14 protein-coding genes are annotated in these 16,533 nt (G+C 38.5%); 12 read left to right on the top strand and 2 right to left on the bottom strand.

Features of this window, described 5'->3' with window-relative positions:
- Both AC1DND_RS03260 and AC1DND_RS03255 read right to left on the bottom strand, forming a co-directional pair.
- On the bottom strand, nucleotides 1-321 hold a 321-nt coding region (locus tag AC1DND_RS03260; protein WP_477579078.1), incomplete at its 3' end, for a hypothetical protein.
- 521 nt (nucleotides 322-842) lie between these two features.
- On the bottom strand, nucleotides 843-1,592 hold the full coding sequence (locus AC1DND_RS03255) for a hypothetical protein (RefSeq protein WP_477579076.1): 750 nt from the start codon (nucleotides 1,590-1,592) through the stop codon (nucleotides 843-845).
- Between the two features lie 346 nt (nucleotides 1,593-1,938).
- Between AC1DND_RS03255 and AC1DND_RS03250 the strand changes: the two genes are divergently transcribed.
- The 12 genes from AC1DND_RS03250 to AC1DND_RS03195 all read left to right on the top strand — a co-directional run.
- On the top strand, nucleotides 1,939-3,831 hold the full coding sequence (locus AC1DND_RS03250; RefSeq protein ID WP_477579075.1) for a glycoside hydrolase family 97 protein: 1,893 nt from the start codon (nucleotides 1,939-1,941) through the stop codon (nucleotides 3,829-3,831).
- A gap of 59 nt (nucleotides 3,832-3,890) precedes the next feature.
- Nucleotides 3,891-4,073 (top strand): fibronectin type III-like domain-contianing protein, encoded by a 183-nt coding sequence (locus tag AC1DND_RS03245; protein ID WP_477579073.1) that lies wholly within the window; start codon nucleotides 3,891-3,893, stop codon nucleotides 4,071-4,073.
- A gap of 139 nt (nucleotides 4,074-4,212) precedes the next feature.
- Nucleotides 4,213-4,800, top strand: coding sequence for an RNA polymerase sigma-70 factor (locus AC1DND_RS03240; protein WP_477579071.1), 588 nt, complete (start codon nucleotides 4,213-4,215; stop codon nucleotides 4,798-4,800).
- Between the two features lie 170 nt (nucleotides 4,801-4,970).
- On the top strand, nucleotides 4,971-6,146 hold the full coding sequence (locus tag AC1DND_RS03235) for a FecR family protein (RefSeq protein WP_477579069.1): 1,176 nt from the start codon (nucleotides 4,971-4,973) through the stop codon (nucleotides 6,144-6,146).
- 318 nt (nucleotides 6,147-6,464) lie between these two features.
- A complete protein-coding gene (locus AC1DND_RS03230) occupies nucleotides 6,465-9,809 on the top strand; it encodes a SusC/RagA family TonB-linked outer membrane protein (RefSeq protein ID WP_477579067.1) in 3,345 nt (1,114 codons plus the stop codon).
- 12 nt (nucleotides 9,810-9,821) lie between these two features.
- A complete protein-coding gene (locus AC1DND_RS03225) occupies nucleotides 9,822-11,255 on the top strand; it encodes a RagB/SusD family nutrient uptake outer membrane protein (protein WP_477579065.1) in 1,434 nt (477 codons plus the stop codon).
- A gap of 11 nt (nucleotides 11,256-11,266) precedes the next feature.
- Complete coding sequence (locus AC1DND_RS03220) at nucleotides 11,267-12,010, top strand: DUF4843 domain-containing protein (protein WP_477579063.1); 744 nt, start codon at nucleotides 11,267-11,269, stop codon at nucleotides 12,008-12,010.
- Nucleotides 12,011-12,184: 174 nt separating this feature from the next.
- The gene (locus tag AC1DND_RS03215) at nucleotides 12,185-13,744 is read left to right on the top strand and encodes a PKD-like family lipoprotein (RefSeq protein WP_477579061.1); all 1,560 of its coding nucleotides are present in this window, start codon (nucleotides 12,185-12,187) and stop codon (nucleotides 13,742-13,744) included.
- A 13-nt stretch (nucleotides 13,745-13,757) separates the two neighbouring features.
- Complete coding sequence (locus tag AC1DND_RS03210; protein WP_477579059.1) at nucleotides 13,758-14,222, top strand: hypothetical protein; 465 nt, start codon at nucleotides 13,758-13,760, stop codon at nucleotides 14,220-14,222.
- A complete protein-coding gene (locus AC1DND_RS03205) occupies nucleotides 14,162-14,833 on the top strand; it encodes a TlpA family protein disulfide reductase (RefSeq protein WP_477579057.1) in 672 nt (223 codons plus the stop codon). The genes AC1DND_RS03210 and AC1DND_RS03205 overlap by 61 nt, the downstream gene beginning before the upstream one ends.
- Nucleotides 14,833-16,191 carry a TlpA family protein disulfide reductase gene (locus AC1DND_RS03200; RefSeq protein ID WP_477579055.1) on the top strand — a complete coding sequence of 453 codons (1,359 nt, stop codon included), beginning with the start codon at nucleotides 14,833-14,835 and terminating at the stop codon, nucleotides 16,189-16,191. The genes AC1DND_RS03205 and AC1DND_RS03200 overlap by 1 nt, the downstream gene beginning before the upstream one ends.
- A gap of 4 nt (nucleotides 16,192-16,195) precedes the next feature.
- Nucleotides 16,196-16,533 (top strand): hypothetical protein (locus tag AC1DND_RS03195; protein ID WP_477579054.1); only part of this gene is annotated, 338 nt, incomplete at its 3' end.

Raw genomic sequence — 16,533 nt, 5'->3', positions numbered from 1 at the left:
AGCCTGTACTCTGGAAATATTTTTTACATAAACTGTAATCTTAGCCGTATTTCTATCTACTGAACTGATTTTTAGTGCATATCCGTCTTGGATCACTTTTACTTTACCAGTGTTATCATCATTGTAGCTCACACTTTCTTTTTCTCCTTGTATCAACGTAATTTCTACATTGCCACTTACAATAACCTGGCTGATGTTTTTAGGTGCCGATATTTTGATTGGCTGTTTCTCGCCTGCCATTACACTTGTTGAGAAAATAGCAGAAGTTAAAACGATAGCTGCTAATACTGATTTTGTTAGGGTTTTGATTGAGGTTTTCATAATGCCGTTATTTATATTTTTAATTAATATTTTGTGATTGTTTTGTAGATAAGACACCACGATGGCCAAAACGTTGCAGTAGAAAACCCTCAATTATACCAACACAGCTTAATTCTCGACGAACGGGTTTAAAAATCGGGCGAAAAAGAGTTCATTTTTACGAATACTTCCATACCTATCGCTTAATTCTATGCACGATCTTAATCTTGTTGGCTTAGAATTAACAATAGCTGAACATTTGCTTTAAACGCCTGTTAAATCTTTTGCGGTAAGTTCCAGTAAATTGAGGCCATGAGAATGACCGTAAGGTTGAAAAATAAAAGAAAAATTAGCGCTGGTTAACCAGCTACGAGCCTGTAATACGCTAAACAGATAGACTGGCGGAGTTAATACCTGCCTGAAAAAAATTGACCTACCTCAATAATCCAGAAAGATGTGCTAAATCAATAATGCCAAGCTCAGAACTTGGGTTTAAATGGGCAGAATGTGAAGCATCTGCCCGTTGGGTTTCACTATAATGGCTAAAATTTAATCGATAGTTTTTCAGAAACAAGAACATTGTTTTTGTAGTACTCGAAGAACCAGGTTCCATTCTTTTTTAAAACTATGCCATTCCCGGTTCCACTGCTGGAAATGTAACAGTCCTCTACAGAGGTTTTGAGTAAGGTCATTACAATTTTAGGGCTTGCATCTATCAGTTGGTAACCATTGCTTATAGGCTGCGCATACAATAGCCCCTCTTGTTGCTCTGTTTTAACGGCAATCGGCTGACTAACTGGCGCAGATGCTGTTTTAGGCGCCACATTTGCAGGGGCAGGTGTTGGACTGGTAACCGCTGTTGGGCTGCCTGCTACATACTTAAAATCGTTAAAGGATGTAAATGCATCTTTCAATGCCATATTGTAAGAAGTTTCATATTCTTTCTCTCTGCTTTTACCTGCCTTGCTTTTTATCACTATAGCACCCTTACAATCTTTAAGTAAAAGAGTAAGATTGGTAACGAACATACTATTGTTTTCCTGCACTTCTACCACCAGGGCCTTGCATCTATCTGTTGCAATTTCTTCTGGTATTTCCGAATTATCAAAATACACAGTAAAACCTTTCTCCTCAAAAAAAGCTTTTGTTAGTGTATTTAAACCATATTGATTAATCTGTTTGAGAAAACTAAATTTCTCGGGCACAATGATGTATTTGTAATTGGCGGTATTAGACTGTGCCTGTACAGAAAAAGAGATTGCTAAAAGGACAATAAAAAGATATCTTTTCATAACGGTTAATGGAGCTTGGATAAGATTCCGCCTCAATTTATAGAATGAAACGGAGAAAATCAAATTTCAGTAACATGATACATTATTAATTCAAGGGTATTTAAGAAAGCCCCAACCAAGTTTAAGGGTATCGGTTGATTTTTATTTATCGCATTTTTATCAAAATTATCTGCAGATTTGTTATCATTGAGCCGACCAAATATCATTATTGTAATGAAGATCATCCCAATCAATCAGAAAATTCCGCTGTTTGAATAAGCAAGCATGAGACATTGAGGCTTCAATTTCGCTGTTGGTCCGCGAATACAGATCAAATATTTATACTATAGCACTGACAAAATAAACAATGAATAAGTTTCTTGTAATACTTTTTTTTATAGCCCTTAGCCAGTTTGTACAGGCAAAAGAAGTTAAGATGTCGAGTCCCGACAATAAAATAGTCCTAACCCTCAGTACAGAAATGCAGAATAAATCTGCGTTAAATTATACGGTTATGTTTAAGGGGAATGTTGTAATCGCTGCATCACCTCTTGGGCTTGAATTTGAAGGAGGAGATCCTTTGTCAGGTGGTYTGGAAATTGTTTCGGTTAGACAAAAATTGGTAAAAGGTACCTGGAAACCAGTTTATGGAGAGAAGAATATATATGCTGACCACTACAGAGGAATAACCGTCCAGTTTAAAGAGAACACAAAGCCCTTTCGTTCTTTTTCGATGGATTTTCGAGTATACAATGAAGGTGTAGCCTTTCAATATAATATAGATACGAAGAAGCAAGTAACCATTAGCCGTGAGCTTACAGGTTTCCGGTTTACTCAGGACCATCCGTCCTGGATTGCAAGGGAATCGCAGGCAAGTTATATTAAAGGGACTGTGAGTAAAACACCGAATGGTTCTGAGCGGCCTTATGTAATCGAAGTTAATCCAAACTGCTTGGTGGCGCTTGGCGAAGCTGCCTTAACCAATTTTGCTCAGATGAAATTTGACCGGTCCCCAAAAGACAGCTTATTGATAACGGCTGCGCTGAGAGGAAAATCGGTTTTTAACAGTAGTTTTTCAACGCCGTGGCGCTACGTGATGATCGCAGAATCAGCCGGGGAGCTATTGGAGAATAACTATTTCATATTAAACTTGAATAAACCCACGCCATTGAAAGATGTATCTTGGATAAAACCTGGAAAGGTAATCCGCGAGGTAACTTTAACAACGGTTGGTGGTAAGGCTTCTATTGATTTTGCTGCCAAACATCATCTCCAGTACATAGAATTCGATGCAGGCTGGTATGGCCATGAGTATGATAATGCAGCCAGTGCACTAGCCGTAAACGTAGATGCCTCAAGGTCTCCAGGCCCATTGGATCTTCAGGAAATCATTGCTTATGGAAAAAGTAAAGGCGTTGGTGTGATCCTCTATGTGAATCAAAGGGCATTAACAAAACAGATCGATACTATCCTTCCATTATATAAATCGTGGGGGGTGGCAGGATTGAAATATGGCTTTGTGAATGTAAATTCGCAGCAGAATATTACCTGGTTGCACCAGGCCATAAGAAAAGCAGGAGATCATAAACTGATGCTGGATATCCATGATGATTATCGCCCAACTGGATATTCAAGAACCTATCCTAATTTAATGACCCAGGAGGGCGTGCGTGGCGATGAAGAAAGCCCTGACAGCAAACAGGCATTAAGCACCATGTTTACTAGGATGCTGGCTGGCGCTGCTGATGCTACAAATTGTTATTTCGCACCAAGGGTAGATCAAATGGGCTCACATGCATCGCAAATGGCCAAAGCAATCTGTTTATATAGCCCATGGCAATTCGTTTATTGGTACGACCGTCCTGCCGATTCGCCGAGAGCTAAAGGAGGGGCAGGATCAGCAGCTTCTGTAATAGATGAAATACCTGATCTTAGTTTTTATGATGCTTTGCCAACCATATGGGATGATACCAGGGTACTAGATGGGAAGATAGGAGAATATGGTACTATGGCCAGAAAAAATGGAAACGATTGGTATCTGGGTACAATGACCGACAAATCGAGGAACTTCACTTTACCGCTTAATTTTTTAGAAAAAAAGACAAAGTACGAGGCTACTATTTATACTGATGATGCTTCACTCCAAACAGCCACAAAAATCCAGATCAGGAAAATGAAGGTAGATTCGTCAACTGTTCTCTCATTTGATTTAAAGGCAAAGGGAGGAGAGACCATTATTTTTAGAGCATTAAAACCCTAGCTAATTCGATGAGATAACTGAGTTATATCTTTTTTGAATTTAACGGATTAAGCACCGATATGGCAAAATACAAAATGGTGATAAATGAGGGTTTCGGTAAGCCTAAAAAATGCAGGAAAAGTAAAAGAGATGAGGTGATACAGCTTTACCTAAAAGACCTGTTGAGTAGCCTTAGCACTTACGGATCTGTTTTGCGCCGTTTTGAAAGGGTAACATTAATACCGGGAGAAGATAAAATGTAGTCTTTGGTCGAAAATTCGTCTGAGAATAAAGTCTTAAAGAAAGATTTTTGGGTAATTGAATAAGGCTATCGGTTTTTCAATTTATTGTATGGTGTCGGTTTTTTTTATAAATTTATATAATCCTTATGCAAAAGAGAAAATGTTTACCCAAGTAATATTAGCAGATGAAGAGTTAATTTCTTTATTAAAGACAGATGATAGAAGAGGCCTTCAACTGATATATAACAACTATTGGGAACAACTATACCTTGCAGCATTTAGTGTATTAAAAGATCCCGAACCGTGTAAGGATATTGTGCAAGATGTTCTATTGCAATTATGGATCAGAAGAGATGAAGTGAAAATTGATTCACTAAAATCTTACCTGTTTACCGCTGTCCGCTATAAAGTACTCACTTATATAAAGTCGGCAAATAACCGGAAGGTATTTATCGAAGATGGCGAATTGGAAAAATTGGCTGGCTTTGCCTTACAGAAAGATAACCTGAATAAACAAGATGTCGAAAAATTGCTCGAAAAAGGGATTGCTTCACTCCCAAAGCGCTGTCAGGAGGTTTTTCTGTTCAGTAGAAAGGAATTTTTGAGTAATAAAGAAATTGCCGAGAGAATGGGCATCAGCGTAAAAACTGTCGAAGCCCAGATGTCGATCGCATTAAAACATTTACGGGCAGTGATGGGAGAAGTACTTTTTCTGTTGGTGATGTTTTCGTTCCACCATACTTTTTAAAACGCGAAACCTAAAATACAGGCCACGTCAAAGGCGTATAAGCAAAATATCTACATAAAGGAGCATCCTATATTCCAGCTTCATCCCCGTTTAAAACCGCTTAAGCCCTTCATTTTAATTTTTTTTTAAATTCTTTTAGGGGTTAGGGCTTTTCATTTAGACATACCTATATGAAAAACATAATAACTGATAGTGAATTTAAAGAATTGGCAAGGAAATGCCAGGAGGGAACTGCCAGTGAAGAGGAAATAAAAGCTTTTGATGAAGTTTATGACTTACTTCTTCAAAGACATACAACATGGGATGCTAATCTTATGGGTGAGAAAGTAGCTGTTCAAAACGAAATATACCAGTCACTCATCAATAAGGTTGATGATCAACAAAAAAATATCCGCGTGTTTCCATTATGGAAATATTTATCTGCCGCCGTTCTTTTAATTGTTGCTGGCTTCAGCGTTTATTTTTTCGCGATTAAAACAAAAATGGAAGATCAGCATCAGCAGGCTGTTATTCTACCTGGCAAAAATAATGCAATCCTGACTTTGGCCGATGGAAAAAAAGTTAATTTAAATGAGGTAGGGAATGGTGCTTTGTTGAAACAGGCTGGAATTCAGATTACAAAATCGGCTGATGGCCAATTGTTGTATAAGGTATTGAATGATGTAGAAAAAACAGCCAAGTTAGTCTCCTATAATTTAGTGGAGACCCCAAGGGGTGGGCAATACCAGATTATCCTGCCTGATGGTACCAAAGTTTGGCTTAATGCAGCTTCCTCATTAAAATTCCCATTGTCATTTGCCTCTATGGAAGATCGTAAAGTTGAACTAAAAGGAGAGGCCTATTTTGAAGTAACCAAAGATAAAATACATCCATTTAAGGTTATCAATGAAGGACAGGAAGTAAAAGTGCTGGGTACACATTTTAATATTAATAGCTATGAAGATGAGGGTGCGATTAAAACAACCTTACTAGAGGGAAGCGTAATCGTAACCTCTGATTATGCTAAAAATGGAGTAAAGGCTGAAGTTAAGATTAAACCGGGAGAGCAGGCCATATTAACTGAGAAAGGAATAAATGTGGTAGAGAAAGACGTAGAGGCAGTGATGGATTGGAAAAACGGGGATTTTATATTTCAGCAGGAGAGTTTAAAGCAGATCATGAACAGGGTAGGCCGATGGTATAATGTAGACGTAGTTTATGAAAAAGATGTAAATGCTGGATTGACCTTTAGCGGTCAGATGTCAAGGTCGAAAAATATCAAAGAAATCCTTAAAAATTTAGAATCAACCGGGGAAATCGAATTCGAAATCAGCGGATCAAAAATCAAAGTAAAGAATAACCAATAATAAAAATATCAACAAACCAAACTAACCGATTAATTTACTAACCAAACCAACCGTAATGAAAGCTTTTCCTTAACTTTTACAAAAGCATAGCTTAAAAAATAAGCCAAGAGTGTGCAACCACTCTTGGCTATGGTTTAATGCTATTCATCAGACCCGAATAAATCGGGAATTGCAAAACAATTATTAATGAAACCCTGAGCATGCCCAATTCCTAACTAGACAATCGGCATACTCGTATTAAACTCATTCAAATGTATGAATTTTTACTTTAAAAGGCTATACAGGCCACCAGCTCGTATTGCCCAAATTTTGCTCGTAATGAAACTAATCATTGTGTTATTAACAGCTACATTTTTGCAGGTAAGCGCAGGCACTTATGCCCAGAACGTTACCCTGAAGGAGAAGAATGTCAAATTGGTGGCCATATTTAAAGAAATCCGTAAGCAAACCGGTTATGATTTTATTTATAGCGACCGCATGCTGGAAAATGTAGCGCCGGTAAACTTAAACCTGACGAATGTTCCATTAATTGAAGCATTGAATAAAGCTTTCGAGAACCAGCCACTTTTATATGAAATTGAGAATAAAACCATTATAGTAAAAGCTAAACCGGCACAAAACTATGGCTTTGCAAATCTGCTGCGTGTAATTACAGGTACTGTAACCGACGAGAACGGTGGTCCTTTACCTGGTGTTACCATCAGGAGCAAGAAGACAGGTTTAATTGTAAGGACAGATAAGGATGGGAAATATGCGATTTCGATCAACGATAATGCAGACGAACTTATTTTTTCTTTTATCGGCTTAGAATCAAAAACATTACGGGTTCCAGATAAGAATATTTTAAATGTACAACTTAAATCATCTGTTGAAAGGCTAGACCAGGTAGTGGTTACAGGTACTGGTATAAACAGGAACAAAGAAAGTTTTACGGGTGCAACTGCTACCTTTACCGGTGCGGAGCTAAAGGCAATCGGAAACAATAATATCATTGCGAGTTTGAAGGCTTTAGACCCCTCTTTTATTGTACTTGATAATGAATTAAAAGGTTCTAACCCCAATGTGCTGCCTACACTTGAACTTCGGGGTAAAACCACCGTTTCTGAGCTTTCGTTAAAAGATCAATTTGGTACCGATCCAAACCAGCCACTCTTTATTCTAGATGGTTTTGAAACCACTTTGAGTACGATTATCGATTTGGACATGAACCGCGTGGCCTCCGTAATTATTCTTAAGGATGCGGCTTCCACAGCTTTGTATGGGTCAAAAGCAGCTAATGGTGTAATCGTAATAGAAACCATTAAACCGGTACCGGGTAAATTGCGCTTTTCATATAACAGTGATTTAAGGGTTGAAGGACCTGATCTCACCGTTTATAATATGATGAATGCTGCAGAGAAATTGGAATTTGAAAAACTTTCTGGAAGATATAATATTGATGATGTTAAACAACAGCTTACCTTAGATTCGGTATACAATGTGCACAAAGCTGCTATCGCAAGGGGTGTAGACACCTATTGGTTATCTGAGCCGCTCCGTAATATTGTAAGCCAAAACCATTCCATTAATGCAAGTGGTGGCGATGAGGCTTTCCGCTACGGGGTGAGTTTCAATTATAAAATTAATCCTGGGGTAATGAAAGGTTCTACCCGTAATACATGGGGAAGTAACATCAATTTGAACTATCGAAAATCGAAGGTCAACATTAACAACTCATTCTCTATAAACGGAAATAATAGTACAGAATCTCCTTATGGTAACTTTTCTAATTTTGTAAATGCGAACCCTTATTATGAGAAAAATACCACTAATCCCAGTTTAGATAACGCAACAACTTTTTCAACAGTTTTTACCACTAAAGCGATAACGGTTCCAAATCCACTTTACAACGCTTCATTGCCTTTTAAAAACGAAGGAACGGGAATGAATTTAACAAACAATTTATCAGTACAATATGATATCCTTCCGAAATTTAGGTTGAACGGAGGTTTCTCCATATCGAAAGGTGTTTCCGAACTTGATATATTTACCTCACCCGATCATACAGATTATGCGGCGTTAGCACCTGTTCTGCGTGGTAAATATTCCAATAGCAAATCTAATAACTTTAGCTATAGTACAAACGCCTTATTAACCTACGGTAATGTATTTGGAGGTAAACATTCAGTTACAGCCAATTTAAGAGGGCAGTTTAGCCATAACTATTCCAGTTTCGAAAATTTTGTTGCTCAGGGATTCCCTACACAAACAGATCCTGTTTTAAGATTTGCCTATGGGTATGAACTCAATGGAATGCCAAGTGCATCCAGTTCTGCTTTCCGAAGTGTAAACGCAACCGGATCTGTTAACTATTCTTATGCCTCACGTTATCTATTCGACGCTTCGTATCGTTTAGATGGTTCATCCTCTTTTGGTAAAAATGATCCTTGGAGTCCTTATTGGTCTGCTGGTATTGGCTGGAATGCGCATCGCGAAACTTTCTTGAAAAAACTAGATGTAGTGAGCCGTTTAAAGCTTTACAGCAATATAGGTGTAACCGGAAACCAGACCATGGGAGCCGCGCCTAATAATACAATTTATCAGTATTTAAGGGCCTATAACCAAGCTGGATTGGGTATCAGTATGCTTACATTGGGTAATCCAGATCTATTGCCATCAAAAACTACCCAAATAAGTAGCGGTATCGATTTTGGTTTCTTTGAGGATCGTCTTACAGGTTCTTTAACTTCTTATTCTAAGGTTACAAACAATATGATTGTTCCTGTAGATTATCCTACATCTTCAGGTGTTGCCAGTTATTCGATGAATGTAGGTAAATTAAAGACCTTGGGAACTGAATTTAGGTTGAATTATGCGGTGATCAATAATCGTGCAGGCCGTATTATTTGGCGGGTTGGTGTAACAGGAGCAAGAACCAATAGTGTATATGTTGGTTTTGGCGATGCATTAAAGAAAATGAATGACAAAATGATAGCGGAGGCGGCACCAGCGGCGCCTGGGGAGCTAAAAAGGGTAGTAAGCGATAAAACTTTAACCCGTTTCCAGGATGGAGCCAGCCCTAATGATTTATTTACCGTTATCTCTTTAGGTATTGACCCCGCTACTGGCCGTGAAATGTATTTAACAGCTGATGGAGGGAGTACGACAGATTATACACTTGGGCTTAATACTAAAGTGGGCAGTTCCAGACCAATATTAGAAGGTGTTATCTCAAACAATTTTACCTATAAAAATCTATCCGTGCAGCTAACAATGCGTTATAAATTAGGTGCCAATGTTTTCAATTCAGCACTGCTTGAAAAAGTTGAAAATATCGATTTCAATGATATTGTGAACAACCAGGATAGGCGTGCCTTGTACGATAGGTGGAAAAAACCTGGCGACATTACCCAATTCAAGAACATCTATATGGGCGATCCGAATGTAAGGTCAACCGAGATGTCAAGCCGCTTTCTTCAGAAAGAAAACTCACTTTCACTTGAATCAATTAATGTGAACTATAGCTTTTTAAATGCCAAATGGATGAAAAATATGGGTATGACAAACCTAAATTTATCTGCTTATACAAATGATATTTTCCGCTTCTCAACAGTTAAACGCGAGCGGGGGATTGAATATCCATTTGCACGTTCCGTGTCATTTAGTTTAAGGGCTTCATTCTAATTTATAGGAATAATGAAAAAAAATTACAGAAACATCATCATCTTAATTTGCGCCATAGTTGCGATCTCTTCTTGTAAGAAATATTTAGAGATACAGCCTGAAGACAAACTTCTTGAAGAACAGGTTTTCACTTCAGCTAAAAATATAAAGGCCTATTTAAATGGTACTTATGTAAAACTGGGAGGAAATACCTTATATGGCGAAAACCTAACATTAACCATTCCAGACCTATTGGCGCAGCGTTATAATATGATTCCTGCAAACGGAACTGGTGTTAATATTTATAACCAGTATGCGGTATATGCTTATGCTAGTGGTGCGGTAAGCACTAAAATGGCTGAAATCTGGACCAATGCCTATAGTGCTATTTTTAATGTGAACAGGTTCATGGCCAATCTGACAAAATATCCTGGTGTACTAGATGCAAGAACAGATTCTACCTATCGTGGCGAAGCATTGGCCATAAKGGCGATGTTGCATTTTGATATGCTTCGTTTATTTGGCCCTATGTATAACTCTGCCGATTCTGCCAGTTCTGCTATTCAAATGATCCCCTACGCTACATCGGGAGAAATCACCGTAGCTCCTTTCTTTCCAGCCAATAGAATAATGGATCACATTATGGCTGATTTAAGTAAGGCCGAAAGTTTGCTCTCCAACGATAAGACAATGAATCAAGACAAAAAGTATAAGTTTACCTATTATTCGGTAAAGGCTTTACAGGCAAGGGCAAATCTATACAGAGGCAATAAGGCTGAGGCTTTGGCCTGTGCATTGGTGCTTATCAACTCGAATAAATTTCCTTGGGTAGATAAAATTAATATCCTGAACGAAAAAGGTAGTCCCGATAAGATTTTTTCTAGTGAAATGATTCTTGGGGCCTATAACCCTGATCTTTATAAGGAGGGGAATGGTCAACTGAAGATTTTTAGTGCTGGTTTAGCCGATAATAGTATTCTGGCACCAAAAGACGAACGTTTAACCGCACTGTTTAGTCCAGAACTTACCGCCGATTATAGGTTCTCTTTCCAGTTTTGGGATGCGCCGGCAAGTAAAACATACAAAACATTTTTAAAGTATGCTGATGTGGAAGACAAAACCAAACCCTTTAGAAATACGATCCCTTTGTTAAAATTGAGCGAGATGTATTATATCGCAGCAGAATGTGAACCGAACATGACTATCGCAAGCAGTTATTTAACCGCAGTCCGGTCAAATAGAGGTATTAATACCGTAGCTTTCCCGGTTACTGCTACTCCGACAGAAATATTGAAGGAGTATCAAAAGGAGTTTTTTGGTGAAGGCCAGTTATTCTACTATTATAAGCGGAATAAGGTAGCTACTATTCCTAATGGTAACAAGGTAAGTGATACTGATAGTCCCTTCTCAATGACCGCTGCCGAATATGTTGTGCCAATTCCAACCACTGAAATTTCAAACCGTTAATCAAAAAAATCATGAATAAACTTATTTATAAAATCGCTATATTACTAATGGCTGTTTCATTGGTCTCATGTGAGAAAGGGCTAATAAACTTTGATAATGAAAAAGTTGACGTTTATTTCTTTGATGCCGGAAGAACATATGCACCAAATGTCGATTCTTCTTATGTATCGTTTACTTATGTAACCAAACCCGACACCGTAAAAGACGTGGTGGTTGCAATTACAGGTCTAGCCGCAGACCATGAAAGGCAATATAAGGTTGTCGTTAATGAGTCGTCAACAGCTATCGCGGGAATCCATTATCAGGCATTACCTGAAAAGGTTGTCATCAAAAAGAACGCCATTAGAGATACCATCAAGGTAAAATTGATCCGTACGCCCGATATGAAAAGCAAGAGTTATGTTCTTGTTCTCGATCTGTTGCCGACGGAGAACTTTGGCATTAGCTGGAAAACCAGATTAGTTGGGGGGAAGCCAATCAGTACCATCAGATATAAAATTAGATTCGACGATGTGGTAAAACAACCTAAATACTGGCTTACCAATGCCTTTGGCACATGGACACGGACAAAAATGTTTTTCGTAAGTGATCTTCTAGGCATACCGGCTGACTATATGGAGACTGCCCGTAACACTGGGGAGCTTAATTCCTATGGCAAAGTAGTAAAACGTGAACTAGACCGGTTAGCCAGTATAGGTCAGACCGTTTTAGATGAAAATGGACTGCCAATGACTATGGGGCCAGGTTCTAACTAATTGTTTGTTTTCTAATAAATGAAGATTGTTATGATAAAACCATCATGGGCAAACGCTACAAAACGCAAATAATAAGCCCATGATAGCTTCATCACCGTTAAAAATAAACCGAGCTTTTGCGAGCTCATTAATGCCATCGAAAACAATGAGCAATAAATTAATAATTATATACTGATGAAAAAATATGTATACGCCTGCTTATTGGCGGCTTTTACTTTGTTGACCTATTCTTGTAAAAAGGATATAGGCAATTATGATTACCATGAAATTAATGAGGTTAAATTTAGCTCAGAATTAGATGGGAAAATTTCGGTCCTAACGCTTACACAATTAACCATTAATCCTAAGATTGAGTTTACCCAGGATGCTGCTGTTACTGATCCAAATCGTTATTCATACGAATGGGTATATGTAATAGACGCAACGGTAAAAACATTGGCCAAAACAAAAGACCTGGATGTGTTTATAAGTGAAAAGGCAGGTACTTATAGTGCCTATTATAAAATTACGGATAATGTTACAGGAGTGGTGTTTAGAAAGAGTTTTTCGCTAGAAATCAGGAATGTATACAATGAAGGCTGGTTGTTAATGACCGATGTGAATGGTAAGGCAAGGGTAGATATGCTTGCCAGACAGCGAGGTGGAGAATTCATCGTAGTAACTGATTTATTGACAAAAGCAAACACTGGCCTTGAATTAAAGGGCAAGCCAAAAGTCGTTTACAGTTACAACTGTGGGGCGCTCCTTGGCGTTGGGATTAATTTGCCTTATGCCATCTACTTTGGAACTGATCAGAGCGTAGACCGGGTAAACCCCGAAACTTTTGCTTGGCAGCCTAACTATAATGTAAAGTATGAAGTGTTGACGCCTTTGCCATCAAATTTCAGTATTGACTTGATAAAACGTGTAAATGGACCATCCATTAACGGCTGTTACATGATTTCATCAACCGGCGATGTTTATTATACTTCTCAGGCACCAGCTAATAAATACAGTCAAACACTTAATTTTGACGCTACTGACGGGCCATACAAAGTAGCCCCTTTTATTGGCGGAAACGAAAATTTTGTAACACCAGCGATTTCTCAGTACAACTACTTTTATGATGTTCAACATAAAAGGTTTAGAAGACATTTAAGTGTAAACGATTCCAAACTGTTGGCCGTTCCCGAGCCTAATGGAAGTGTAAGCCAGCCGCTTTTATTCTCTTATGCCAATACAGGAAAAGATTTAATATACATGACCTTGGCAAAAAACAACCAGGTAAATGTGATATTAAAAGATCCCCTTACCGCTAAATATTACCTGGCCCGTTTTGAGGCACATACCGCCAAGCAACTTTACTATCAGGAAATTGTAGGCAAAGATTTCGATAAGGCAGAAAACTTCGCTGTCAGCAATCAAACAGGCTACCTTTTTTACAGTGTTGGCGGAAAACTGTATCTGTATGATACTTCTCCGGCAACACCTTTATGTACTGAAGTGTATGATTATGGTGCTGCAAAAATCAGCGTTCTGAAATTTCAGATTTATCATTTGACCGGTGCCAATTATCCGATCACCGAAACAGACAAACTGGTGGTGTGTAGCTATGATCCGGCACTTCCCGAGGGTGTTAACGGAAAATTGGAGAAGTTTTCTATCCAAAATGGTGGCGCCGGGTTAACAAAAGAACCAAACTATACATTTACCGGTTTCGGCAAGGTACAAAGCTTGCATTACAGAGAAAGATAAACAGCAAAAGCAGATGAAAAAATTGATTTTATATGCCGCATTAATTTGCGGACTGGGAAGTTCATTGCCCATTTTGGCCGATGAAGGGGTAAAAACAGTGGTGAAGGGGGAGATGTCGGGACTGAGGGGAGGCGCGAGCCTTTTTATCGAAGATTTTGGCATGATCCAAAAAGGAAGAGCAAATTATACTAACGGTCGTTTCAGCATGGAAACGACCCTTACAAAACCCGAATTCTGTATTTTAACCACAACCGATCCAATTGTACAGGGTTTTAATGCCTTCTTGAAACCTGGAGATGACATCTTGATTTCGGTAAAGGATAAAAATGTGGTATTCTCTGGAAAAGGAAGCAGCTTAAACCAGTTTCTCTTTGAGCTTACCCGAAAGTATGATTACAAGAATAAGGCAAACTACAGGTGCGTAATTCAAATACCTGGATTGCCGATTTTGCAAATACCATTAGTAATCAAAAATTAAAAGAAACTTATATTGTTAAGTTGTTGGAATATGCCTTTTTAGAAGATGATATTTTTAAAATAAAGGACTTGGCTAAGGAATCGATGGGGCTGGTTAAAGATCCCTCCAATCTTGGAAAAATCAATGCAATTACCAGCAAAGCTGCAACCGTAACGCGCTATAATGACGCCTTACCTGGGACCGATTTTAGCGCCTATACCTTCCAAAAACCAGATGGTTCGGTAGCTAAAATCTCTGATTATAAAGGCAAATATATTTTAATCGATATCTGGAGCACCTGGTGCCATCCCTGCGTAGCAGAAATGCCCTTTCTTAAAAAATTAGAACATGAAATGGTAGGAAAGGATATTGCCTTCATCTCGTTAAATGGAGATATTAAAGAAGCCTACTGGCAAGATTTTATCAAAAAAAGAAACTTAACCGGAAATCAATTATGGATGAACGGTGGTCTTGCCGCAAATCCTTTCTTTAATAAAATTGGCAGAACCGGCATTCCCCGTTTTGTCATCATTGATAARGAGGGTAGGATGCTAAATGCCAAATGCTGTCAACGCCCATCTAACCCTGTTCTGAAGGTTTATCTGAATGAATTACTAAGCAAAAATAACTGATGAAAAAATTATTAATAATTGCCGCCCTGCTTTTAGCAAAGGTTTCGTTTGCGCAGATGAGCGAAATCCGTGGCGTGATGAAAAATGGCACCCAAAAGGATATCTATCTTTATAGTATTGTAGATGGGAAGCCCGAATTATTAGCCGGCACTCAACTGGGCGAAGATGGTTCATTCGGGTTTCTGTTTACGCCCACCAATGAGGGCTTTTATACCGTAGGTTATTCAAAAATGGAAAAAGGGTCTCTTTTTCCGATATATGTGAAAAAAGGCGATAAGGCTGAGATTGCAATTGATAAAAGAAGAATGATGTTTGTAGGGAAACAAACGCCTGAAAACACCATTCTTTCATCATGGAATACCTTAACACAGGAGCTAAAGGTAAAATCTGTTTATTTTATGGAGCCGCCATTAAGTACCTATCAGGATTTTTTTCCTGAATTAACCAAAGTTGCCGCCCAGGCCGATGAATTTAGAAAGACGATTAAAACCAAGAATGAAGTTTTTAACCGCTTGATGACCGCAGTGACCTATTTCGATTTAGATTATTATGCCATGCACTTTGTCCGTACTCCACGTAAAACAGGATTTCAAGCAAAGAAAGAAGATTATGTACCTTATTATAACTCGATCCTAGCGGAAAATAAATTCAAAAATGACGATGTCTTATCGTATTTGTTTGGTGAGCTATTAATAAATGAATATGCTGATTGGGCAGGCGGCAGGAATACGAATATCGACAATAGATTAAAATTCTTTACTACCGATAGGCAAAAAGGGGTATATATCTTGTTTAAGCAGACCCCTTTCATACAATCCTACCCGCAGTATGAAGGTCTGGTTAAAAGCTTTGGCCAATATTTTCAGTCGCCAAGCCTAAAATCTAGAGTTGATGCATTGGGGGCTAAATTGTACATCACTACCGCAGGAGGTAAAGCCGTTGATTTTACTTTCGAGGATCAGAGCGGTAAAATGGTTTCATTGAGTGATTTTAAAGGCAAAGTGGTTGTGTTAGACATCTGGGCAACCTGGTGTGCGCCTTGTAAAGCAGAGATTCCTTTCTTAAAGAAACTGGATGCAGAACTACATGGTAAAGATGTAGTTTTTGTGAGCATTTCTACCGATGAGCAGAAAGACAAAGAAAAATGGCTGAAAATGGTTAGCGATATGAAGCTTTCAGGGGTGCAGTTATATGCAGGCGGTTTTGTTAATAAAGTTACCGATTTCTATAAGATTACAACCATTCCGCGCTTTATCGTGATTGATCGGGAAGGAAAATTAATCAATCCTAATTCACCCCGCCCTTCTGAGCCAAAACTAAAAGCATTGCTTGAAACCGAATTGGCAAAAGCTAAATAAAGCTATGAAAAAATTGATGCTTGCCCTAAGTGGCTTAATGTTGAGCCTTTGCTGTTCAGCACAAATGACCCAGATCTGGGGGACAGTGAAATCAGAAGGTTTTAACGATAAAGATATTACCCTTTACGAAATCAATGATGGGGAGACCAGAGAAATTACAAAAACCAGTTTGGCCAAAGATGGCTCTTTTGGTTTCATGTTCAATCCTGCTAAAGAAGGTTTTTATGCAATTGGCTGGGGGGAATTTATCAGGGGAAAGTTTCCGGTTTATTTAAAAAAGGGAGATAAGACAGAAGTTGCCATCAATAATAGAACTATTGATTTTATTGGTAAGCAAAGCCC

This window comes from Pedobacter sp. 01N416, from assembly GCF_056399685.1.
This window is presented reverse-complemented; position numbering and strand designations above follow the sequence as displayed.